The organism is Parabacteroides sp. AF17-3 (genome assembly GCF_003635445.1).
In the GTDB taxonomy this organism is placed as follows: domain Bacteria; phylum Bacteroidota; class Bacteroidia; order Bacteroidales; family Tannerellaceae; genus Parabacteroides; species Parabacteroides goldsteinii.
In genome coordinates this window covers 555,142-579,216 of sequence record NZ_QTMM01000002.1, presented here as the reverse complement: position 1 = coordinate 579,216, position 24,075 = coordinate 555,142, and the positions used below count along the sequence as shown (strand labels likewise).

At 41.0% G+C, this 24,075-nt stretch carries 17 protein-coding genes; 13 read left to right on the top strand and 4 right to left on the bottom strand.

The genetic code is table 11. The features are described 5' to 3' along the window. Positions 1-169 precede the first annotated feature (169 nt). The 3 genes from DWW91_RS04420 to DWW91_RS04410 form a co-directional block, all read right to left on the bottom strand. Positions 170-1,924, bottom strand: coding sequence for a DUF6377 domain-containing protein (locus DWW91_RS04420; RefSeq protein WP_122327059.1), 1,755 nt, complete (start codon positions 1,922-1,924; stop codon positions 170-172). Further along, on the bottom strand, positions 1,921-3,045 hold the full coding sequence (locus DWW91_RS04415; protein WP_044215059.1) for a Fic family protein: 1,125 nt from the start codon (positions 3,043-3,045) through the stop codon (positions 1,921-1,923). Before DWW91_RS04415 ends, DWW91_RS04420 begins: the two co-directional genes overlap by 4 nt. 234 nt (positions 3,046-3,279) lie before the next feature. Then, positions 3,280-6,093, bottom strand: coding sequence for a pitrilysin family protein (locus DWW91_RS04410; RefSeq protein ID WP_122327057.1), 2,814 nt, complete (start codon positions 6,091-6,093; stop codon positions 3,280-3,282). A 274-nt stretch (positions 6,094-6,367) separates the two neighbouring features. Between DWW91_RS04410 and DWW91_RS04405 the strand changes: the two genes are divergently transcribed. Then, the gene (locus DWW91_RS04405; RefSeq protein ID WP_122327056.1) at positions 6,368-7,255 is read left to right on the top strand and encodes a Fic family protein; all 888 of its coding nucleotides are present in this window, start codon (positions 6,368-6,370) and stop codon (positions 7,253-7,255) included. A 232-nt stretch (positions 7,256-7,487) separates the two neighbouring features. Here DWW91_RS04405 and DWW91_RS04400 read toward each other — a convergent pair whose 3' ends face one another. Then, positions 7,488-7,766, bottom strand: a complete 279-nt coding sequence (locus DWW91_RS04400; RefSeq protein ID WP_010801076.1) for a Fic family protein — start codon at positions 7,764-7,766, stop codon at positions 7,488-7,490. Positions 7,767-8,002: 236 nt separating this feature from the next. Between DWW91_RS04400 and DWW91_RS04395 the strand changes: the two genes are divergently transcribed. From DWW91_RS04395 to DWW91_RS04340, 12 genes are all read left to right on the top strand, one after another. Next, positions 8,003-9,790: a tetratricopeptide repeat protein gene (locus DWW91_RS04395; RefSeq protein WP_233584403.1), complete on the top strand. Its 1,788-nt coding sequence runs from the start codon at positions 8,003-8,005 to the stop codon at positions 9,788-9,790. A gap of 162 nt (positions 9,791-9,952) precedes the next feature. Then, positions 9,953-10,339, top strand: coding sequence for a DUF3244 domain-containing protein (locus DWW91_RS04390; RefSeq protein ID WP_122327054.1), 387 nt, complete (start codon positions 9,953-9,955; stop codon positions 10,337-10,339). Positions 10,340-10,452: 113 nt separating this feature from the next. After that, entirely contained in the window at positions 10,453-11,757 is a 1,305-nt protein-coding gene (locus tag DWW91_RS04385) for a hypothetical protein (protein WP_122327053.1), read from the top strand. A 40-nt stretch (positions 11,758-11,797) separates the two neighbouring features. Further along, positions 11,798-13,480, top strand: coding sequence for an MAC/perforin domain-containing protein (locus DWW91_RS04380; RefSeq protein WP_122327052.1), 1,683 nt, complete (start codon positions 11,798-11,800; stop codon positions 13,478-13,480). Between the two features lie 16 nt (positions 13,481-13,496). Further along, a complete protein-coding gene (locus DWW91_RS04375; RefSeq protein WP_122327051.1) occupies positions 13,497-13,925 on the top strand; it encodes a hypothetical protein in 429 nt (142 codons plus the stop codon). Positions 13,926-14,087: 162 nt separating this feature from the next. Then, a complete protein-coding gene (locus tag DWW91_RS04370; RefSeq protein WP_122327050.1) occupies positions 14,088-14,969 on the top strand; it encodes a hypothetical protein in 882 nt (293 codons plus the stop codon). A 344-nt stretch (positions 14,970-15,313) separates the two neighbouring features. Further along, a complete protein-coding gene (locus DWW91_RS04365; protein WP_122327049.1) occupies positions 15,314-16,024 on the top strand; it encodes a hypothetical protein in 711 nt (236 codons plus the stop codon). A gap of 295 nt (positions 16,025-16,319) precedes the next feature. Next, entirely contained in the window at positions 16,320-17,588 is a 1,269-nt protein-coding gene (locus tag DWW91_RS04360; protein ID WP_122327048.1) for an ATP-binding protein, read from the top strand. 228 nt (positions 17,589-17,816) lie between these two features. After that, positions 17,817-21,062 (top strand): DUF2723 domain-containing protein, encoded by a 3,246-nt coding sequence (locus DWW91_RS04355; protein ID WP_122327047.1) that lies wholly within the window; start codon positions 17,817-17,819, stop codon positions 21,060-21,062. A 3-nt stretch (positions 21,063-21,065) separates the two neighbouring features. Then, entirely contained in the window at positions 21,066-21,677 is a 612-nt protein-coding gene (locus DWW91_RS04350; protein ID WP_009860329.1) for a polysaccharide deacetylase family protein, read from the top strand. A gap of 48 nt (positions 21,678-21,725) precedes the next feature. Next, positions 21,726-22,745 (top strand): tRNA epoxyqueuosine(34) reductase QueG, encoded by a 1,020-nt coding sequence (gene queG, locus DWW91_RS04345; protein WP_122327046.1) that lies wholly within the window; start codon positions 21,726-21,728, stop codon positions 22,743-22,745. A gap of 3 nt (positions 22,746-22,748) precedes the next feature. Further along, positions 22,749-24,038, top strand: a complete 1,290-nt coding sequence (locus DWW91_RS04340) for a S28 family serine protease (protein WP_122327045.1) — start codon at positions 22,749-22,751, stop codon at positions 24,036-24,038. Positions 24,039-24,075 lie beyond the last annotated feature (37 nt).

Sequence of the window (24,075 nt, the reverse complement as noted above, 5' to 3'; positions counted from 1 at the left end):
TTTGTACTTGCAAAAGTATAGCGCGAATAACCGGTGCCAATGGACTGGTAAACCGGATCGGTAAATCTATAAAATTGTTATATTGTTGATATATAGTGGTTTGAATATGTGGTTTGATACGTAAAAAGTAAGTTTCCGAATGTAGTCTGGGAGGCTTTTTCGAGTGGTTTCAACGCTCTATTTTCCCTAAAGATTTCACAATATCTGCAAAATGTTCTTTAGGAACGATTGCTTTGCTGCGCGTTTTCAGCCGATTATTGTAGACCGTCTGAGGGGAGCAGTGCAGGAACTCGGCAATCTTCACGCTATCGCTGATGCCGAGGCGTACCAGAGCGTAGATACGAAGTTCGGTGTTCAGCAGTTCTCCCTCTTTGGGTATGATTTGTTTGTCGGGTTGTAATAGGGCATTAAAATCCGAGACAAAGTCAGGATAGATATGCAGGAAGATGGCATCGAAATTACTGTAAAACTCTTTTAGTTCGTTGACAGCCAGCGTGGAGGAGTCTGTCATCTTTTTGACTTCGTCGACCATACCGGTCCTGATTTTCCGGTTGATATTTTTTCGGTATTCGTCCAGTTTACTGATATAGCTGGAACAGATATTGAAGACGTAACCGATATATTCTTCCTTTACATAGTTGGATTCCGTCAGCTTGGAGTTCGTGTCGAGTAATTGTTCGTTCAGTGACTGGAGCTGGCTGTTTACTTCTGCCAGTTGCGTATGCGCTTTTTCCAGTTCGCTTACATGCTTGTTCAGGGTCTGGTTGGCATCGTTCAGTTTTCTGCGGGACTCTTTCAGCCGTTTTATCTGTAGTCCGATAAAGAACAGTGCTGCCAGCAGGACCAGCGACAAGGTGCTGACGATGAACAGATACCGGCGCAAGTCGGCTTCCTGCTTTTTGTTTCTTTGTTCGTATGTCTTGTGAATGGCGTCCAGTGCGGACGAAATGCCGACCATACGTATCCTGTTTTTATAGAGTTGTGCACATCCCAGGCAGTAGTTCAGATAAGAATATGCCTGGTCGATGTAACCTCTTTCATACAAGGTTTTTCCGAGTTCTTCCAGCGAAGCGATATCGTGGTTGGCCGACCGTATATCAGCCATGGCTGATAAAATGAGGTAACGAAAATATTCATCTTCGTTACCTTCGTCCCTATACATGATTGCCAGGATATAAGCGTTCATGGCGTCTTTTCTGGAATCGAAGGAGGCGGAAGCAAGTTCTTCTTTCAATTGCTCTTTTACTTCTGCTGCTTGTGGAGTCTTGTTGTATTGCCAGCCTTTGTACCATAAACCATATGGATGGTTGTCGGGAATACTGGCGAAGATCGAATCCCGATAGGTTTGTTCTTTCGCATAGTAGAAGGTACTTTGAGCGGTGTTTTCACCGGAATATTGCCCGTAATGAGAGTAAAGATACATCATTTGTCCATAGTAGTCCGTTCTGTAATAAGGCGACAGGTTTTCGGGGTTTATTTCATTCAGGGCATCCAGTCCCTCTTTCAGAAAACCGGTGGCTGTCAGGATGAACGACTGTTCGATCTTCCACTGTGCAACCCATTGGGGATTGTTCAGTTGTTGTGCTATTTCCAGATTTTTATGGATATAACTAAATGCAGAGTCGCTGTCATAGACCATATATTCTTCATAAAACAGTTTGTTCATCCAGTATTGCTCTTCCTCTGTTGCAACTTTCTGTTCCATTTTCCTCAGGTCCTCGATTCTTTTTTCCTTGGCAATGACAAAAGTCTCATTTTTAGCCAACAACGAGTCCAGGCTGGCCAGCATTTTCTCAGTCTCAGCAGAAATAGTTTGTCCGGATATATTTCCGGATAGTATCAGAAATGGCAACAGATAGAGAATTACTCGTATGTACATTTTATTCAATTTAAGGTTCACAGGAACAAAGATAAAAAATATCATCTGAATATCTCTACATATTTTTTTAAGATATAGATTCGTCCACGTTTTCCACCTGTAATCTCTTTTAAAACATCAAGCTTCTCTAATTCTTCAATAAGTTTGTAAGAGGATGCCTGACTTATACCTGTTATAGTTGAAACCTGGGCTGCATCTATAATCGGTTTTTTATACAGTTCGGTTATTACTTTTAAAGCGTTGGCTGATCGGCTGCCTAATTGTTTTATACACTCTTCATATTCTTTTTGTAGAAGTAATATTTCCTCAAATGTTTTTACTCCGTTTTCTGCTGTTTCAATAACTCCCTGGAGGAAGAATTTAAGCCAACCTTCAATATCATTTTCAAATCTAACTTTCATCAGATTAGAATAATATGAACTTCTATGCCTTTCCAGATAATCGGATAAATATAAAATAGGACGCTTTAATATACCTTTACTTACAAGGTACAGGGTAATTAGTAATCTCCCTGTTCGGCCATTACCATCTAAAAAAGGGTGAATCGTTTCAAACTGATAATGTATCAGGGCTATCTTTAATAGTTCAGGAAAGAAAATAGAATTATTATGTACAAATTTCTCTATATCTTCCATTAATTCAGGGATTGAAGTACAAACCGGAGGAATAAAAATGGCATCGTTAATAGAAGAACCTCCAATCCAGTTTTGACTTTTCCGAAATTCTCCTGGTTGTTTATATTCACCTCTGACCCCGGCAAGTAATACTTTATGTACATTTCTTATAAGCCTTGCAGAAAAAGGCAATGTCTCGAGCATTTTAATAGCTTCATTCATCGCAGATATATAGTTATGAACTTCGGTCCAATCGTCTCTTTTATCCAATGGCAAATCTTCTTTAGACATGAGTACTTCTTCCATATTTGTTTGAGTACCTTCTATCTTAGAAGATTGAGTCGCTTCTTTCATTATGTGCATGCTAATGAAAAGATCGATATTGGGTATATGTTCTGAATACATGTCTAGTCTGCCAAGCATTCTGTCCGCTTTGCTTAACAATGTTACTATCTCCATGTTTTCAATTACCCAAGGGTTGTTAATTAAGTTCGGTTGAAAACTCTTGTAGTAACCTTGGTTTATGTATGTGCCTGATTTAAAGTTTTTCATGATAATATCGGGGGAATAAACTAATTTTAGGATTTACCATCTAATTGAAATAAGCTGATGCGTTATTTTAATTTTCGGTACAAAAGTAAAATAAGCTAATACGTTATTTTAGTTTTCGGTACAAAAGTAAAATAAGCCGAGTGATATTCCAATAAAATCGCCAAATTTAAAATAAGATAGTATCTCATACGAGTTTTGTCATATTTTAAATTTGGCGTATATGTTATATCGTTATTATGGCTCCATCACCACCTCGATACTGTTTCCCTGGCTGAGTAACTTTTTGGCGAAGGCCTGTATTTTGGCAGGAGTGATGCTGTTGACTGTTTCGACGTATTTGGTCGAACCGTCGAAGCCTTTGTAATAATAGTTATCCAGCGTGTTTAACCAGTAACCGTTCTCCTGAAGGCTTTCTGCGTGACGTTTCAGGATGTTGTCCTGCGTCTTTTTGAAATCTTCCGGGGTCGGGCCGATGTCGGAGATGCGTTTCAGTTCGTTGCGGACGATCGTGTTCATCTTTTCCCGCTTATCCGGATCGGTGTCGAAATAGGCTTGCAGGAATGTTTGTCCTTCCGGGAAGGAAGAGATGCGGGCGGATGTCTGTACGCCGTACGTTCCGCCTTCGTCTTCGCGGACCTTTTCGGTGTAAATAAGGTCGAGCACCTGCTTCAACATGGTGGCTGTAACGATATTTTCCAGGTTATAGTCCATTTGCCCGGAATAGAAATTCACGACGGAGGCTTTCGGCGTCTCCATCTGGCGTTTGAAACGGTTTACGTAGTCGCCTTTGCGGATGGCGGGTACTTCTTTCGGGTTGCCCTGCTCTATCTTGCCGTTTGCAGGTAATGTAGCCAGGTATTGTTCTACCAGTGGACGGATACTGTCGGTGTCGATGTTTCCTACGAAGGTAAAGACGAAACCGGAGGCGTCGCCGAAACGTTCCTTATACATTTCCATGATACGCGGATAGCTGATATTTTTGAAATCGGCCGGATCGATGCGCATCGCACGCGGATTGTTGTTGTAAATGGCTTTCGTCAGCGAGTCGCTGAAGGCAACCATCGGATTCAGTTCCAGGTTCTTCAGCTGCGCTTTCATACGGTTTTCGAAGGAAGCGTATGCTTCTTCGTCCATGCGCGGAGCGGTGAAACTGAGGTAGATCAGTTCGAACAGGGTCTTCAGGTCGGACGGGGTGGAGGAGCCGTTCACATTTTCGCTGTCCAGTCCCAGGGAAGTGGAGCAGGATACTTTCTTTCCGGCCAGCATCTTGCCCAGGTCGGTAGCCGAGAAATTGCCCAGGCCGCCCAGTTCGATTACCTCATTGAACACTTTCAGATTGTCGATGTCTTTGTTGCCGAACAGTGTGCTTCCTCCCGGGCTGGTAGCCGTCATTTGTATTTCATCCTTTTTGAAGTCCGTGTGTTTCAACACGACTTTGATGCCGTTGCTCAATGTCAGGACGGTAGCGCCGAAGAGCGGATCTTCCTTGCTTTCCGTGATCTTGCCGGGTGCCGGCAATGAGGGGATCAACGGTTCGTCCGATAAGGTCTCCCGGTAAGGTTCGACAGGGATCTGCTGTGCTTTCATAAAGTCGCGGAGCAGTTCTTCGTCGGTAGGATAGGAGAGGCCTTCCTTTTCCGGACCGGTCAGGCTGATCACGATGTTGGTATCGCCGATCATATCCTGGATATACTTGTTGACCTGTTCTACCGGTACAGCCTGTGCAACCTGGCTGATCAGGGCGTATTCTGTTTCGATTCCGGGGATGTAACCGCCTTCGGTAAAGTGGCGTACGTATTCCTTGGTGAATGTGCTGTTCCTTTGTTTGTCGCGGTCGTTGTAAAGGGATTCATATTGTTTCAACACATTGATGCGGGCGCGATCGTATTCCGATGGGGTGAAACCGAATTGTTTCACACGTTGCGTCTCCGTTACCAGCGCATTCATGGCCGAATCCACTTCGTTATCTTTTACCAGTGCGGCTACCGACCAGGCACCTTTCGTTTTCGAGATCATAAAATCGCCGTCGGAAGCCTGGGCGGCAACGAACGGAGGATTGGCTTTCTGTACCATCTCGTTGAAGCGTTCGTTCATCATCGTGGCTGCTACGCTCTGGATATAATCTTTCACCAATCCGGCAATCGTTCCGTACATATCCTGCGGCATCTTGTCGTGTTTATAGGAGATGGACAGGATCGTGTTCGAAGCCTCTTTGTCCGTAGCCACGGAGATCAGCGGCATGTCATTGTCGGGCACTTCAAACAGAGGTCGCGGAGCCGCGTTTACCGGTGCCGGGATGTCGGCAAAAATCCGTTTGACGGCTGTTTCTACCTGGTCGACATTGATGTCGCCTACAATGATGATCGCCTGCAGGTCGGGGCGGTACCATTTGTGATAATAATCGCGCAGTTCATCCGGTTTGAAATTGTCGATCACGTCGATTGTGCCGATCGGCATCCGGTGGGCATAACGGCTGTCCGGATAGATTTTCGGAAGCTGTTGTTCCCATATGCGGGCCTGTGCGTCCTGGCGTGTGCGCCATTCCTCGCGGATCACGCCGCGTTCCTTGTCGATCGCAGAATCGGCAAGCGTGATGAAGCCAGACCAGTCATGCAGGATCAGCAGGCAGGAATCGACCACGCTTTCGCGTGTCACCGGGGCATTCATGATCATATAGACCGTTTCGTCGAAACTGGTATAGGCATTGAAATTTTCACCCATACGCATGCCGATGCTTTGGGTAAATTCGTCCATTCCTTTGTCCGGGAAGTTTTTCGAGCCGTTGAAGGCCATATGTTCCAGGAAGTGTGCCAGTCCGCGCTGGTTCTCTTCTTCCAGCATGGAGCCTACGTTTTGGGCGATATAAAAGTCAGCCCGTTCTTTCGGTTGTTCATTATGACGGATGTAATAGGTTAATCCGTTCGGCAACTTTCCATAACGAACCTGCGGGTCGATAGGTAACGGTTGCAATTCCTGTTGCTGGGCAGCCAGCTGGAAAAGGCAGAAGAAGCTCAACAGGAATAAACTTAAAAATCTTTTTTGTCTCATTTGGGATATTTATTTATTTTGTTTTATACTGGTGTACCTGAAAAAACAGCACGTAGCCTTCCCGTTTTCCTGCCGACGGAATTGCCTGTCGACAATTATCGGCAGGAAAAAAGGTTGAGGGCAAATATACGATGCAATAGCAGGAATTGTACTCAGGGTAGGTATAATTATGGAATATTTATACTATACCTTATTTCTATATCTTGCCGATATCGGCAAGATGTGCTATCTTTGAAGTGAAAATCGGTGTAAAACTTGCCGATAGAATTTGAATATGAAATATATTTCAGTCGGAGAATTTGCAGGAAAGTACGGTGTTTCAGAGCGTACGGCACGTAATTATTGCGCTGTCGGAAAAATCGAGGGTGCATTCCTTACTGGCAAGACATGGAACATACCGGAAGATGCGGAATTGCCTTCACAGAAAAAGTCGAAAGTGAAGATTATGCCTTTGCTTGCCGTGTTGCGCGAACAAAAGCAGATGAAATTGAAAGGCGGTATCTATCACAAAACGCAGATCGATCTTACATATAACTCGAATCACATCGAAGGCAGTCGTCTGACTCATGACCAAACCCGTTATATTTTTGAGACCAATACCATCGGAGTAACTGATGAAAGCATCAATGTGGACGATATTATCGAGGCCACCAATCATTTTCGGTGTATTGATCTTATCCTTGACAGGGCTGAGGAGAATTTATCTGAGACTTTCATTAAAGAATTGCACAATATTCTGAAATCCGGCACATCGGATAGCCGGAAAGATTGGTTTGCCGTAGGCGATTATAAACGTTTGCCAAATGAGGTTGGCGGTGCTGATACAACACTGCCGGAGAACGTTCATAAGGAGATGAAGGCACTGCTGAAAGCCTATAATTCGAAAAAACAGAAATCTTTTGATGACATTTTGGACTGGCACTATTGTTTTGAGGCGATTCACCCTTTTCAGGATGGTAATGGACGTGTCGGTCGCCTGATCCTGTTTAAAGAATGCCTTGCAAACGGATATGTCCCCTTTATTATCACCGAAGAGTTGAAAATGTTCTATTATCGGGGATTACAACAGTGGAATCATATCAAAGACTATTTGCGGGATACTTGTTTGACTGCGCAGGATAATTATAAAGAGGTATTGGATAAGTATAGGATTAAGTATTGAGATTCGAATATTTTATGGAATACCGGATGGCGTAAAGTCCCTTTTCGCTATATTTCTTACAAATGACAATATGATTATTATTTAAGTGTTTTGTAAACGGATTGATATGTTAAAAAATATTACCCGCTGGGGTGTTTTTATTTACCCGGTATATTAATCCAATTTACCTGGTAGAGTAGTGACATTTTGATAATGGAGGGAATCTTTTATAAGAATTACGATTAGTTGCGATTTATGTTGTTTTGTTTGAATTAAAAACAGTCAGCCCCTTCGCCGTTAACAGGTACTTTTGTCGAGGATGCTTGGAATTATTAGGATAAAGAGGAGTAACAAAGCCCCCTTGAATAGCCGGTGTCAGATAATTAGCAATAAAAGTGGGACGATGCTTTAATTCCATTTTCTCCATTAATGTTTTTAAAGAATGTTGTTCTGTTCCAATAGCTTTTACGATTACTGAAATTTGTGTGCTAAGTTGTTCGGTTAGCTTGTTCGGTACTTGTTCGGTCAACATGCTGAGAGGGATTGATAATCATAGTTCTATTTTTCAATTCGTTATTTTCTCCCATCATCAGATTCCTGAAAAACAAAACTAAGAAACTCATATCCGGTTCAACGCCTTTTCGTATAAAAAATTGATTATTAATAGCTTTGGATTGAATTGTTTCATTATCTTTGAGGCTATAACAATTATGCCATGCAGCGATGAGATACCTATCTTACATAGTATTCTGTCTGTTCTCTTTCGCGATGTGTACTGAACAACCCAAAGAGTTATTGCCGGAACTGTCTTATGCAGAGTCGCTTATGCAACGTTGCCCGAACAGTGCCCTGGTGGTATTGGATTCAATGGAAGTACCCTCTCCGTCAGATAAATTTCAATATGCTACGTGGTGTTTGTTGATTACTCAGGCACGTGATAAAAACTATGTAAAGCATACTTCTGATTCCTTGATCAATATAGCATTGGCTTATTTTGAAAAACAGGATGATCCGGTGAGGAAAGCGACAGCGTTATATTATGAAGGACGGGTTAACCATGATATGAATAATGCGGAAGAGGCAACTGATTATTACTTACAGGCTAGGGATGTGGCGAAGAATACGACGGATTATAAACTGCTTTATTTGATAAATATTCATTTGGGGACATTATATGCTTATCGTAATTTGACTGATCTGGCTTTGGATGCCTATGTGAATGCACAGAATTATTCAATTCAATTAAAGGACAGTGCGCTCATCTCAAATTCTTATTCCTATTTAGGGCGTGTTTCAATGCTTAACAATAATCCGCAAGAGGCGTTGGATTATTATAAAAAAGCGATAGAGATTGCGGAGCAGTCAGGGAGTTTAAATGCTTTAACATTGGCTTATGGGGAAATATCGACGGTATATCAAGCCTTATCTATGCTTGATTCTTCTATGTACTATCTACAGAAATCAAAGGAGATAAAAGAGATATATAATGTTTCTGCTTTATCACAAACCTATTTGGGAATCGGAGAAACCTATTATTATATGGGATTATCTGATTCTGCTTACTGTTATTTGGAAAAAGCATTAAATACTATTAATCCTTATACAAAGCAAGATGCAGTACATATTTTGTATTATTTATGTAGGGACTTAGGAAAATATGAGGATGCGATTAAGTATAATGAGCAATATTGGGTTTATAAGGATTCTATAGATAACATAAATCGTACTTCTGAAATTGCAAAAATTCAGGCAAAGTATGATCAGGAGAAACTATTGAATATAAATAATCAATTAGAGAACAGTATATTATGGGGAGTGATTGCATTATTAATAATAATATGTGTACTGATATATAGTTATCAGCAAAAATTGGTAAAGAAAGAACGTATAATTAAAGAACATAAAGATCTGTTACAGGTGCGTTTAACACAATTACATGAAAATGAATTTATAATTCATGAGAATGAAAATCTTATAGGAGTCTTATCTTCTCAAATAGAGGAGAATATAGGTTCGCAGGAACATATAAATGATCAAATGGCGGAAATGGAACGAATCCGCCAGAATAATGCAACATTACAGACTCAAAATGAAATATTGCAGAATGATATAAAGAAATATATTTCCAGTTTGAAGGAAAAAGGAGAGGTGCTAAAAACGTATGAACGGCTGACTGCAGAAAATACTTATTTATTTGAACGACAAAGATACCTGTGCTTTCAATTAATTAAGCATATAAATATACTCGATTGTTTAAAGTCTGATCCAAAATATATAGAGGAATCTCAATGGCCTGAAATTTTTGAGTCAATAAATATCGTTTATCCGAATCTGATTGGGCGTTTGAGGAATGACTTTTCTTTAACAGATAGTGATCTCCTAATGTGTTGCTTGATAAAGTTGCAATTGAATAATTCTACTATAGCTGCATTGACTGCCATTTCTCCCTCTTCCGTAACCAAACGCAAGCAACGTTTGAAAGAACGGATCAATCAGCATCTAAAGACTCCGCTAGGGGTTGAAACATCCATTGATACTTATCTTTGGAAGTACTGAGAAAATCCTTGTCCACATTTTACCTTTGCCCCATGTTTTTAAAGTGCTTATTATTAAGCTTTAGAGTGTTTTTGCCTGTCCACCTTGTTGTCCATTAGTTTTTACCCGTATCTATTATAAACCGCATACCTTTGTAGGGTAGAAATTTATAAAATTATTGTTATGAAAAAGATCTTCAAAAAGCTTGCGTGGGCATTATGCGTATTTTTTGTTTTCAGTAGTCTATTACTGCAGAGTGTTTCGGCGGAGGGAAACAATAGTGTTTCATTTTATGGAAGATGGGAAGAATGTGCACGTTCCATTTCTTCTTCAATTCCAATCTCCGCTTTTGTTAATGATGGTGTTTTATCCATTCATAGTAGTACTCAACGTTCCGATATAACTATATGTATATTGAAAGACGGAAAGGTACTTTATGAAGAAATGATTCCGGCATCGGAGACGGATTGTGTTACAATTGATTTGAGTGAATTTGAACCTGGAACTTATTCTGTTGAGTTGAAAAATCAATGGGATGATTGCCTTGGGGGTGAATTTATTCTTGGATGAATTGATACTAAAACCATGGGATAAAATATTCCAAAGGAAAATCGCTAAATAAAATTAGTGAGTGAAAGTATTGTATAACGCTTTTTAGTAAAAAGCATAATAATATCAAAGGTATGAAAAAGAGTTTTTATTATTTTTTCGTAGTAGCCGTACTTCTTGGAATGTTTGCCTGTTCACAAGATGAAGTTGAAATCTTCCACGAGAATGATGTATCCAAAATAGAAACAAAAGTTCTGAATGGTGAGGATTCATTATCTGTTATCATTCCACTAGTTATTGATTCTAATCTAATTGAAATGGCTAAAGCAAAAAAGGCAACTGTCTATTATAATGCGGATGATCCTGATTATTCCTCCAATATGTATGCAATCAGAGAAATGCCAATATATATTCGGGCTAGAGGGAATGAAGGTTTTTTATCATCAAATGGTATAGGTAAAGAAATCACTTTATCTTCTAGGATAAACTTCCGTACTTGCCGGTTCTATTTAAAGGTGTTACCAAGTTCGTCTGGTATACCTTATCTAATTTATTCGAATGATACAGGTACACCTTTATCTGTCGGACAGTACGAAAATGACCCCAATAATAAAGTTTTATTTGCAAGATCAAATAATACCGGATCTCTAATGTCAGCCGATTGGGACCTTATTCCTTCATCGTCATATAAGGGATATTTTGTAATTGAAAGTCAATCTTATTTAGGGCAGGCAGATCCCAATAATCCATGGTCAATTTTTAATTATGTGCTTGAAACAAAGAGTGATGTAAAGCTAGGTTTTGGTCAGTATACAAAAAAACCAGAACAAGAGTTTTCTATTTCACCTGTTGATGATTTTACATTACATCACATAGAGTTTCACAAAGATGGCTCTACTGTAACAAAACGTGCTCCAATGAAACTGATTACATATGGTAAAAATCAAACAGACGAAAAGAGACCTTTTACTATTAAGGGAGCTCTTTATGCAAAAGATGAATATTCTTTTACTGAAAACAGTGCTTTAAAAATCATTCCGAATAACGCTAGTGATATGTATTATCGTCCAACAGTAGAAGCTGAGAGCCTAGTTTTACCTCTTCCTGTTGCTCCGAAGGATGACCCAGACCCTATTCGTGAAAAAACGGATATGCTTTATTCTACTACAACCCAAATAATAGAAAGAACTTTATCTTTTGATATCGAAGGTTTAGCCCCGGCTAACTGTAAAATAGAAGCAACGAGTTTTTTAGAGAACTACAATGTATCAGCTAAATATACAGCATATATGACATGTAATTATGGTGGAGGTGAAAGACTGGTTAAGATTAACGGAACATGGCGTGGAGTCATCTGTACAACATTAAGAGACGATAAATATCCGAAAGACCTTTTTAGATTCTTAGACTTGGATACAGGCGAAGAAATAAAACCCTGAAATCAGTTTTATCACGAATAATTTTTTAAGTAAATAAAGTATGAAAAATATTATTATTTCTCTGACAATATTAATGACAGCGATATTAGTATCCTGTTCTGATGAATTAGATAAAAGTAGTAATGTTCCCGGAAATCAGTCTTCGGAGAAAGAAGGGAACGTTATTATTCAGCCTAGAAACCCTAATTTACCTAAGATAAAACCTTTTGATATCAATAAATTACAGACTAAAGGAGATATATCTGGTGAAACAGGAAACTCTGACGCATTTCTTGGGCGAGCTTATAATCTTAAAAATGGAAATTACATTTTGGGAGATTTTAGTAATGTCAGTCATCCGGTGATTGACCTGAATGCTGTAAAAGCATACGACCCGAATTATGTTGATGGCATAAAATTAAATATTACCGAGACAAAGAGTTTTGCTTATGATACGTTTGAAAGATACCAGTATAATTCGACAATCACGAAAAAAATAACATCTGGTTTTTCTCTTAACTTGAAGATTTTCACATTAGGTAAAACGAAAACAACTACTGATGTCTTCAAAACGGTAATAGATAATACGAAGGAAGCAACGTATGGTGAACTTAGTATTAATTTCACGAATAGCCAGTTTTCATTACAAAATTCAGAAGCTACGAGAAAATTATTTGCCAGACAGTTTTTAACAAAATCATTTATTAGAAGTTTGTATAATTCTCCTATATCGTCAACACTTGATAGTTATGGTGATTTTGTTTTGACTGGTTATTTAACCGGTGGAAAAGCTTATGCTATTTATGCAGGTAATGCAACATCAGAAGACCGTACGGATGTTAAAGAAAAAGATATGGATAAGTCGATGAATGCATCACTGAATTATAAAGGTAATAGTACAAGTGGTAACTTGGGGATTACGGGATCTAATCATAATGATGAGACAAATACTTTTAAAAGTAACAATACCTATGTTAGTATAAAAACATACGGAGGAGTACGAGATGGAGGAGAGGCGGTTGTGAATGTTAAAGCCATTAAAGACCTGAATGTAGATTTAACATCATGGATGCGCTCGCTTAATAATGTATCAAATCATACAATGATAGATGTAAAAGATAATAGTTTATATCCATTATCGGATTTTGTGCTGGAGAAAAACTTCAAACAACGTTTTGATGATACTTTTAATGAAGTGTTGCCAACCTATACAAGTTTAGTATATCCTTATATTGAAATTGTTAGAGTAATGGTTCGAGCAACATCTTCATACGAGGCTGTATATGATGTTGCTGCCGTTTTGGTAACAAGACAAGCTGATAGGATTATACTTAGTGATGGTTTAGCAGCCACCGCTACAGATGAAGAATTAAGAAAGAATGAAGATGATGCGGTATTCATGAAAAAAGTCGAGAAGATTTCTGCTGAGAAATCTCAATTATTTAGCTCTGATATAGAAATCGGATATAATAAAAGAACGAGGTTGAATCCTAATTTGAGATCACCTCTTTGTATTAATCTTGCAGGATTCAAAGAGAAAAACTTTTACAAGTTTTATTATGAAAAGACGAGTATGCAATATATTTATGATCCGTCTACTCGTATTTGTTTTTCTTATTTTGTAGATGAAGGTGATGATGAAGTGCTTGATATATATGGGATAAGAAATTGGGTGGAATCATTGCCGGATAAAAATATCTCGATAGCGTCTTTAGCTAATTCATATAATATTATTGGGTTATAAATTAAAAAATTTCAGTATGAGACTTGTTCAGATTTTATTGTTTTTCTCATTGAATTTATTTTTATCTGGTTGCGATAGCGATGATCATAAAAATAGTCTTAACTTTAGTGCGGCCTCTCTAAAACAAACACAGTGGAAAGGTACATTCGATGAATCTTACATAGCATCGTTTGGGGAGCCTGTATCAACAACTGCAAATGCTGGGATTTTCTTTGAGTCAGAAACCAAGGGACGATATAGTCTGAAATGGGAAACTATGGATCAACCGACTGAGAGTACCTTCGAGTATCGCATTGAGGAAAAAGTTTTAATTGTTGAAAATGGAGGGGTTTTAAACGGTCATTGGTTGCTGATTCAATCAGATAAGGATACAATGGGATTGGAAAAAGGAACAAATGGAGAGGGGGCTTATAAAGGTATTTTGACTTTGAAGAGAGTTTCTTAAATCTCTAATCGGATCATAATGTGTCTGATTTGTATGTAAATAACATAATTTTAAAAGTGTAAATCAAATAATGAAATTGATCCTACTGTTATTACAGTTTATCTCGTATAATCTATAAGATTAATACATTTTATTCTAATGTAATTATAAATATCTACAATTATGAAGAGAGGCTTAATTTATTTATCGGTAGCATTAATAGGACTCCTTATGTGCCAATGCGAGTTTAATACAACTGAATCTCCTAAAACAGAAAATTCAGAAGTAACAACAGAGATCAATGCGGAAATATTGACGATTGATCAGAAAAAAAATGATGATATAAACCAGAAAAACCAAGAATCATGGCGGGAAGCTAAGAAACTCCAGTTTGCTGATTCTGACTTTTTACAAACAAAACAACTGATGTCAGATGATGCCATTGCACCCTATGATTACCATACTGGTCTTGTTGGAGATAAAGCATATAATAATATTGTTTATATGAAGGCTTTGGAAAGAGTAAAAAAACATTTGTCAGTAGTGGATGGCCGGCTTGTTCCAAAGTTGAAATCAGGGGCGGAAATCAGAATAGCAGAAGATTTGTATAAATTTATACTCAATGTTATTGATTCTTGGAATCAATGGATAAAAGAAGGTAAATTTGAAATTATAAAAACAGATAATGGATATGATATAGCGCCTGTTATTGATGATAAAATGCAGCCTTTATCTTATGCAAAAGATCTTACACGAATGGGACATAGTGAACGCTGGACTGCCATAAAAGAAGTTGTCGATAGGGCTCCGGCAGGAACATATATACATGAACATTTTTTATTAAACTTTGGAACAAGCACCCTTTATGGAGAGTATACTGGAACAGATTCTAAAAAAAGAAGATACTCTGTTTCCGATGGCTGTGGTACATGGGGAGAATCAGATCCTAATTGTATATATAACTATATTGCATATGATGCTGATATTAATGATTCGCAATTTTATATTTATAGCTTAAGAAACTCAAATCATCAAAGCCTTGCAAGTTATCAATTACAAAAATAGTATAATCGTACAATTATTCCATAGAAAGATAGGGCGTCTGGTTTTCGACGCCCTTCTTTTGCCTCAGTTATGGTTTACTACTAGATATGCCATAAACTGGAGGCAGATATCGTCCTGATTGTTATGTCATCTTTTTTTTTTGTCATTCTTGAATAATAAAATGTTTATAGATGATGACCTGCTGTATTACCGGATGAGAATATCTTAAAAATGCGAAACGTTCTCATAATTCGGGCATTATCTGTTCGGGAATTCTAACATTGGTGTATCTTTGCTCCGGAACGAATGAAAGATAAGGTTTGTGGGTGGAAGTAAGAAAAGTATTAATTAAAGAAAATACGATTATGGATACTCTGAATTTAAAATTTCGTTTATTGCTTTTATTGGTTACGGTAGGTACTGTTTTAGCTTCGTGCGCATATGATGACGATGAAAAGATGTACTCTTCGAGGAGTTATGATGAGACTTATACATTGCTGCGTCCTTATATAATCGTGAATGAATATGATGAGTTTGAGCTTAATGCAACCAAGGAGGTTACCGATCCGTTGAGAATTTATCCGGGGCATATTGCAAGACTAAAAGGTGATTTGCATAGTATAAATCTACAAACGAAAAAAGCATTGAACGATTACCAATGTTCGCAGGTTCTGATGGTTACGGAACTCCAGGGCGTCCTGGTTAAGAAAACAGCTTTTAACCTTGCATATGAGATTGGTTCGAATGATCCGGGTCTGATAGCCACGCGGGCCGATGCTTCTATGGTTATTGATTCCGAAGAGGGGGGAAGTGCCTCTTTCACCGGTGGAACTCAGGTAAGGACAGATATTTCCATTTTTCCGGGTCGGAATTCTCCCTATGTGTTGATTTTTGATTGCAGTACCGGGAAGTTAAGTAATGATCAGGATTATATTTATTGGGTGGGTACAGTCGGTACAACACTTACAAACTGGTGGCATGCCAACAACCCCAACGGGAATAATACTCAATGGCGTTTCAGTGCGAATGGTTTAAGCAATGGGACTCGCGGACATGTCTCTTTCCAATCGCGATAAAATCGCACTCACCCCGGTCTTTGTAATAGAATATGTTGTATCATTATTAGGTTATCAAACATAACTTATACAGGATGATATTTTCTGATGTTTATAAGTTATGACTTATAAAATTATGAAGATAATTGAACGACCTGTTTATAGCAAACGGATAAAACCTTTTATCGGATTTTTTGAAGAAAAAGGATTTATAAAATAGTCTAATTAAAAGAGTAAGACCGAAAATGTGATTTTAGTAGTGCGAAATTTTCGAGTGTGGAAGAATATTCTTACATTTGAAGAAATATTTTCGAGTATGGAAGAAAATTTTGCATTGTTGGTAAAGTATAATTTTTGGAATGGGAATGTTCCTGAATTAGGTTTTATACGGGTTGGTTATACAGATAAAATTTTTGATTATATAGGAAACAGGTTAGTCAAAGTGCTTGTCGGTCAACGTCGTGCTGGTAAAAGCTATATACTTAGGCAAATTGCTTACAGATTGGTTCAGGACGGTATTAATCCTCAGAATATATTTTATATCAATAAAGAGTTTACGGATTTTGATTGCGTAAAAGATTATCATGATCTGGAAATCTTGTTGAAACAATATAAAGAAGCATTAAAACCTGTAGGAAAAGTCTGGTTGTTTATTGATGAGATACAAAATGTTACAGGATGGGAGCATTTTGTGAATTCTTATTCTCAGAATTTTGCTGATAATTATGAAATCTTTATAAGTGGTTCTAATTCAAAGATGTTATCAGGAGAACTTGCCACTCTTTTGTCCGGACGATATGTGAATTTTGAGATATTTCCGTTTAGTTATCAGGAATATATCGGGATAACCGGAAAAGACGATCACAGGCAAAGTTATTTAGACTATATGGAAAGTGGGGCGTTACCTGAATTATTTATCTTACCTAACAATGAGACGAGGCGTAATTATGTTGCGGCAATTAAAGATACCGTATTATTAAGGGATATTATACAACGAAATAGCATAAAGGACCCTAAGTTATTGGAAGATATTTTTATATATCTTGTGAACAATGCCTCTAACCTGATTTCGATAACCAATATTTTGAATTTCTTTAAAAGCAAGAAGCGGAAAACAACCTATGATACTATTTCTAACTATATTGGCTATATAGAAGATACGTTTCTTATTCATAAAGTTGAACGTTATGATATAAGAGGAAAGGAGACGATTTCCGGCAATTGCAAATATTACATTAATGACCTTGCTTATAAAAATTATCTTTATCCGGGTTTTGCCTACGGAATCGGTTATAAGCTGGAAAATCTTGTCTATTTACAATTGCGGCGTTCCGGATATGATGTGTATGTCGGTGCTATGCGGGATAAAGAAGTTGATTTTGTCGCTATGAAAGGGGATCATATTCTTTATTTGCAAAGTACCTACTTGTTGTCAGATGAGCAAACGGTCCGTCGTGAATATGCGCCTTTGGAAGCAATTCAGGATAATTATGATAAGTATGTAGTTTCTTTTGATGAGATTTCGTATCCTTCCAATAAGGGCATAAAACATATTCAAGCCTGGAAACTGGCAGAGGTAATCTGATCAAAGTAACCGATGAAAAGGCGGTTTTTGCTATATGACATCCGTGTCATATTATTGTCATCTTCAGTCAGCTAAAAATCAGACTTTTTTTAATATAATTCTAATCTCTTCAATACAATTTATGGAGTATTAAGGCGTTGGTATTAAACGTAAATGCTTACCTTTGCGGCCGACTGTCCGTGTGAGGATGGCGTAATTTGACAACTAATTATCACACTTTATACAAACATGAGAAAGTATAAACTAATCAACAACGTGTTGGGATGGATCGTTTTTCTGATCGCTTCAACCGTTTATTTGATGACTATCGAACCCACTGCCAGTTTCTGGGATTGTGGTGAGTTCATCTCTTCTGCTTTTAAACTGGAAGTTGGGCATCCGCCCGGAGCACCGTTCTTTATGTTGACGGCCAACCTGTTCACGCAGCTGGCGTCGGATACTTCCACAGTGGCTAAAATGGTCAATTCGATGTCGGCACTCTTTAGCGGGCTGACAATCCTGTTCCTGTTCTGGAGTATCACACACCTGGCCCGTAAGATCATGGTGGACGATGAGAGTGAAATCTCATTGGGTCAGATGATCACAATTATGGGTAGCGGTCTGGTAGGAGCATTGGCCTATACATTTAGCGATACATTCTGGTTCAGTGCCGTGGAAGGTGAAGTATATGCTTATTCTTCTCTGTTTACTGCATTGGTTTTCTGGCTGATCCTGAAGTGGGAAGAGGCGGCTGACCGTCCGCATGCCGACCGATGGATCGTACTGATCGCTTATCTGATGGGGTTGAGTATCGGTGTCCACCTGTTGAACTTGCTTTGTATCCCGGCTATCGTGCTGGTTTATTACTATAAGAAATTCCCGAATCCTACGATGAAGGGAACTATTTATGCGTTGTTGGTTTCGTTCGCGATCGTCGGACTGATGATGTATGGTGTCGTACAGGGACTGGTTGAAGTCTGCGGTTATTTCGAACTGTTGTTTGTCAATGTGTTGGGAATGCCTTACAATTCAGGTGTATTTGCCTATGTGATTGTATTGGCCGCCGTGCTGATCTGGTCTATCTGGGAAACGATGCGCGATGAAATTAATCCGGTGCGCATGAAGGTGGCGTTTATCCTGTCTATCGTATTGGTAGGTGTGCCGTTTATCGGAAGCGGCTATGTGCTGGCGGTTATTCTGACAGGTGCCCTGACTGCTTATTTGTTTATGAGCAAGAAGGTGAATATCAAGATGCTGAATACCGTATTGGTTTGCCTGATGGTGATCGTTGTCGGTTATTCTTCTTATGCACTGACGATGATCCGTGCGACGGCCGATACGCCGATGAACCAGAATGCACCGAGCGATATTTTCACTTTGCGTTCTTATCTGGCTCGTGAACAATATGGTAAAACACCGTTGTTGTACGGACAGACGTTTGCTTCGGAAGTACAGCGCGAGAACCAGGGCGGTAACTGCGCTCCTGTAACCAAGGAAGGTGAAGCTGTATGGAGCCGCGTCATCAAGAAAGATCCGAGTGAAAAAGACAAATATTTTGTTTCGCGCCACGATGTGGAATATGAATATGTAGACGAACTGAATATGCTTTTCCCACGTATGTACAGCAATGTGGATGCGCATGTGGGAGCTTATAAGGAATGGTCTCAGTTCAAGGGAGAACCTGTGAAGTTCAACCGTTGCGGTGAGAACGTGACGGTGATGAAGCCGACGTTTGCCGAAAACCTGCGTTATTTCTTTGCCTATCAGCTGAACTTCATGTACTGGCGTTACTTTATGTGGAACTTCTCCGGCCGTCAGAATGATATCCAGGGAAATGGTGAAGTGATGAACGGTAACTGGATTACCGGTATCAAGGCAATCGACGAGGTGCTTGTAGGTCCGCAGGACAACATGCCTTCCGATATAGCTGACAATAAAGGACATAATGTATATTATATGTTACCGCTCCTGCTCGGTATCCTGGGACTTTTGTATCAGGCTTATTCCGGACAGCGTGGTATCCAGAGTTTCTGGATCACTTTCTTCCTGTTCTTCATGACAGGTATCGCTATCGTGCTCTATCTGAACCAGGCGCCCTATCAACCGCGTGAACGAGACTATGCGTATGCAGGCTCCTTCTATGCCTTCTGTATCTGGATCGGGTTCGGTGTCGCGGCCCTGGCGAAGCTGATGCAGAAGTACGGCAAGTTGTCTCCGGTGGTGGCAGGTTCTGTTGCGACAGTACTGTGCCTGTTCGTGCCTATCCAGATGGCGGGGCAGAACTGGGACGACCATGATCGCTCGGGACGTTATGTTTGCCGTGATTTCGGTGCTAACTACCTGGAATCGTGCGAACCGAATGCCGTGATCTTTACCAATGGCGATAACGATACTTTCCCGTTGTGGTATGCGCAGGAAGTGGAGGGTATCCGTACCGATGTCCGCGTATGTAACACCAGTTATTTGCAGACAGACTGGTATATCGACCAGATGAAGAAACAGGCGTACGAATCGGCTCCGCTGCCTATTTCATGGGACCGTGCCGATTACATACAGGGTACGCGTGATGCTGCCTATATTGTCCCGATGATGGATAAACCTATCGACCTGAGTACCGGGCTGAACTTTGTACGTAGCAATGATCCGAAATTCAAGAAGATACCTGGTTTCAATCAGGAACTCGACTATATCCCTTCGGAAACGCTTATCTATAAGGTGGATTCGGCGACAGCCGTTGCTAAAGGCCTGGCTACCGATTCGACCGGTTTATTGAAGGAAATGACAATCAGCCTGAAAGGTAAGACTGCTTTGGGCAAACAGGAACTGATGATTCTGGATATGTTGCAGACCAATAACTGGGAACGTCCTATTTATTATGCGATCACCGTAAATCCTGACCAGTTTGTCGGTCTGGACGGTTACTTCGAACAGACCGGTCTGGCTTACCAGATCGTTCCGAAGCAGGCGAACAAAGGCACCAACACGGAAAAGATGTACGACAACGTGATGAACAAGTTCAAATGGGGTGGCGTAGACAAACCGGGCGTTTACATCGATGAAAACGTGATGCGTATGTGCAAGAGCTACCGTGGAGCATTGTTCAATAAACTGGCTGAAGACCTGTTGAAGGAAGGTAAGAAGGAGAAGGCGTTGAATGTACTGAACAAATGTATGGAAGTACTGCCACCGGAAAATGTACCGTTGGATTGGACTGCTCTTTCTACCGGAGAGTTGTATTATGCACTCGATGAGACGGAAAAGGCAGAAGAGGTCTTTACCGGAATTGCAGAGAATGCAATGCGCAATATCGACTGGTTCTTCCGTCTGAGACCTTCTCAGCTGGCTTCTGTAACGAGAGAGTTGGAACATAACCTGGCTGTCATGAATCAAGTGCTGACAGTCAGCAAACATTATAATCCCGAATTCGCTGCTAAGTATCAGGAAGAGTTTGACAACTACCGGATGGCTTGGGGTTCGGTGCGTGGAAATAAATAACGTATGTTTATAGAACAACCGCCCTGGTTTTACAGGGTCCTGTTCCCGGGGGTAATCTGGCGGATACCGGCTAAGGAGAAGTGTGTATATCTCACCTTCGACGACGGCCCAATTCCCGAGGTTACCCCTTGGGTTTTGGATATACTCGATAAATATGGAGTGAAGGCTACCTTCTTCTGTGTGGGGGATAATGTCCGCAAACATCCGGATATCTATCAGATGGTGCTCGATCGCGGCCACCGGGTAGGGAACCATACTTACAATCATATCCAGGGACTTCAATACTGGACGAAGAATTATCTGGATAACATAGAGAAGGCTGCCGAATATATTCAGAGCGATTTATATCGTCCTCCCCACGGGCATATGCGTTTTCCGCAGGTTGTCGCCTTGCGCCGGAAGTACAAGATCATCATGTGGGACGTGGTGACCCGCGATTACAGTCCTCACATGACCCCGAACGGTGTCTTCAATGTGGTAAAGAACTATACCCGTAACGGCTCCGTTATTGTCTTCCACGACTCCCTGAAAGCCGAAACGAACATGCGCGAAGCCATGCCCCGCGCTATCGAGTGGTTGCAGCAGGAAGGGTATGTGTTTAAGGTGTTTGAATAATCTGTCAAGCCCGTCATGACAGAATGTTGAGGTTCCCATTTAGTTGAGATGCATAGTTTATCCATATTAATAAAGAACAAAGCGAAGGAATTAGGCTTCGATGCCTGCGGAATAGCTGAAGTGGCTTCCGCAGACACCGAAGCTTTGTTTTTTGACCGGTGGATAGCCGAAGGATGTCATGCCGGCATGAAATATATGGAGAACTACCGTGATATCCGGCTTGATCCTGCAGGGCTGGTGGAAGGTGCCCGTTCCGTTATTTCCGTGGCTCTTAATTACTATCCGCCACAGAAGCAATCTCCCGGTTCCCCGCGCATTTCCTATTATGCTTATGGAAAGGACTATCATATCGTTGTGAAAGACAAACTCCGGCAGCTCTGGGAGTACATAACAAGCCTTGTCCCCGTGCTTGACACGGGGCCGCAAGTGAGCAGGCCGCTTCGACCGGAAAATGAGGAGATCAGTTCCTCGGCGACCCCATGTCAAGCACGGGGACAGGCTGACTTCATCCTTCCTGCCGCCCGCCTCTTCACCGACTCCGCTCCCATCCTGGAGCGTTACTGGGCCTGGAAAGCCGGCCTTGGCTGGATCGGGAAGAATACCAACCTGATCATCCCCGGCAAAGGTTCCTTTTTCTTTCTCGGAGAGATCGTCACCACCCTGGAACTGGATTATGACACCCCTCAGAAGAACCGTTGCGGTGCTTGCCGCCGTTGCCTCGATGCCTGTCCGACAGGTGCCCTGGAACGTCCCGGCCACCTGAACGCAAACAAGTGCATCTCTTACCTTACGATCGAGCATAAAGGCGATATCCCTTCCGAACAGGCTTCCCGCCTGGGCGACCGCCTCTACGGTTGCGACACCTGCCAGGAGGTCTGTCCCTGGAACCGCTTTGCCAGTCCTACCCGTGAAGCGGCTTTTTCTCCTTCCCCGGCTTTCCTGTCTTTGAAAAAAGAAGACCTTCGCTGCTTTACCCGCGACGATTATAATCGTATCTTTGCGGGGTCGGCTGTGAAACGAGCCAAATATGAAGGACTGATAAGAACAATAAATAACAAAAAAGAATAAGCCATGAGAAGAACATTCAATCTTCTGCTTCTCTCTTTTCTCTGTACCCTGGCTGCCTTTGCCGCGCCGGGCGAACTGAAGGAGAAGCTTGCCGCCCTGAAAGGGATCACCAGTGTCGAACAACTGGAATCGGACGTTTATCCCGAAAAGTATCTTGTACGTATCACCCAGCTTGTCGACCCTAAGAATCCGGAGGCCGGCACTTTCACGCAGCGCGTTGTTGTTGGCCATGTCGGTTTCGACCGTCCGACCGTTATTGTCACCGAAGGATATGGCGGCGCTTATGCCCTGAATCCCAAATACGAGGAGGAACTGACCAAGCTGCTGAATGCCAACCTGGTCTTTGTGGAGTATCGTTATTTCCTGGAATCCACACCCGAACCTTGCAACTGGGATTATCTGACTGCCGAAAATTCCGCTTACGACCTGCATAACGTCAACCAGACTTTCAAGCAGCTTTATACCGGCAAATGGATCAGCACCGGTATCAGCAAAGGCGGCCAGACTACCATGCTTTACCGTGCCTTTTTCCCGGACGACGTGGACATCTCCGTCCCTTATGTCGGTCCGCTGTGCAAAGGGGTTGAAGACGGTCGCCACGAACCGTTCCTCCGTAAGGTCGGTACAAAACAGGAGCGCCGCAAGATAGAAGCGTTCCAGAAGGAGGTCTTGAAACGCAAAGAAGAGATTATCCCTTTGCTGGAGGCTTTTTCCAAAGAAAAGAACCTGGAATACCGTATCCCGATGCCCGAAGTGCTCGATTATTGCGTGCTGGAGTATCCTTTTGCCTTATGGCAGTGGGGAACGTCCGTATCTGTTATTCCTTCTCTCCATTCCGATACCCCGACGCTGTTCAAACACCTGATGGATATCAGCAGTCCCGACTATTTTGCGGAGAACCAACCTACTATTTCTTTCTTTGTTCAGGCCGCCCGCGAGTTGGGTTATTACGGATATGACACGAAGCCGTTCAAGAAATACCTCACCATCGACAGTAGCAAAGGTTATCTGAACCGCATCATGTTGCCCAAAGAGCTGGTCGGCAAGGTCGAGTTCCGCCCCGCCCTTTACCATAAGATTTATGATTTTCTGAAGGACAATGATCCGAAGATGATCTTTATTTACGGTGAAATCGACCCGTGGAGTGCAGCCCATGCTCCGGTTTTCAAAGGAAAGAAGAATGAACAGGTCTACTTCCAGCCCCGCGGTAGCCATCGTGCCCGCATCGGTAATATGCCTGAAGATATGAAGGAAAAGATCTTGACGCAGCTGAATCAGTGGCTGGCGGAATAACATAAATACTTTGTGTGTGTTTCCTATTGTAAAACTA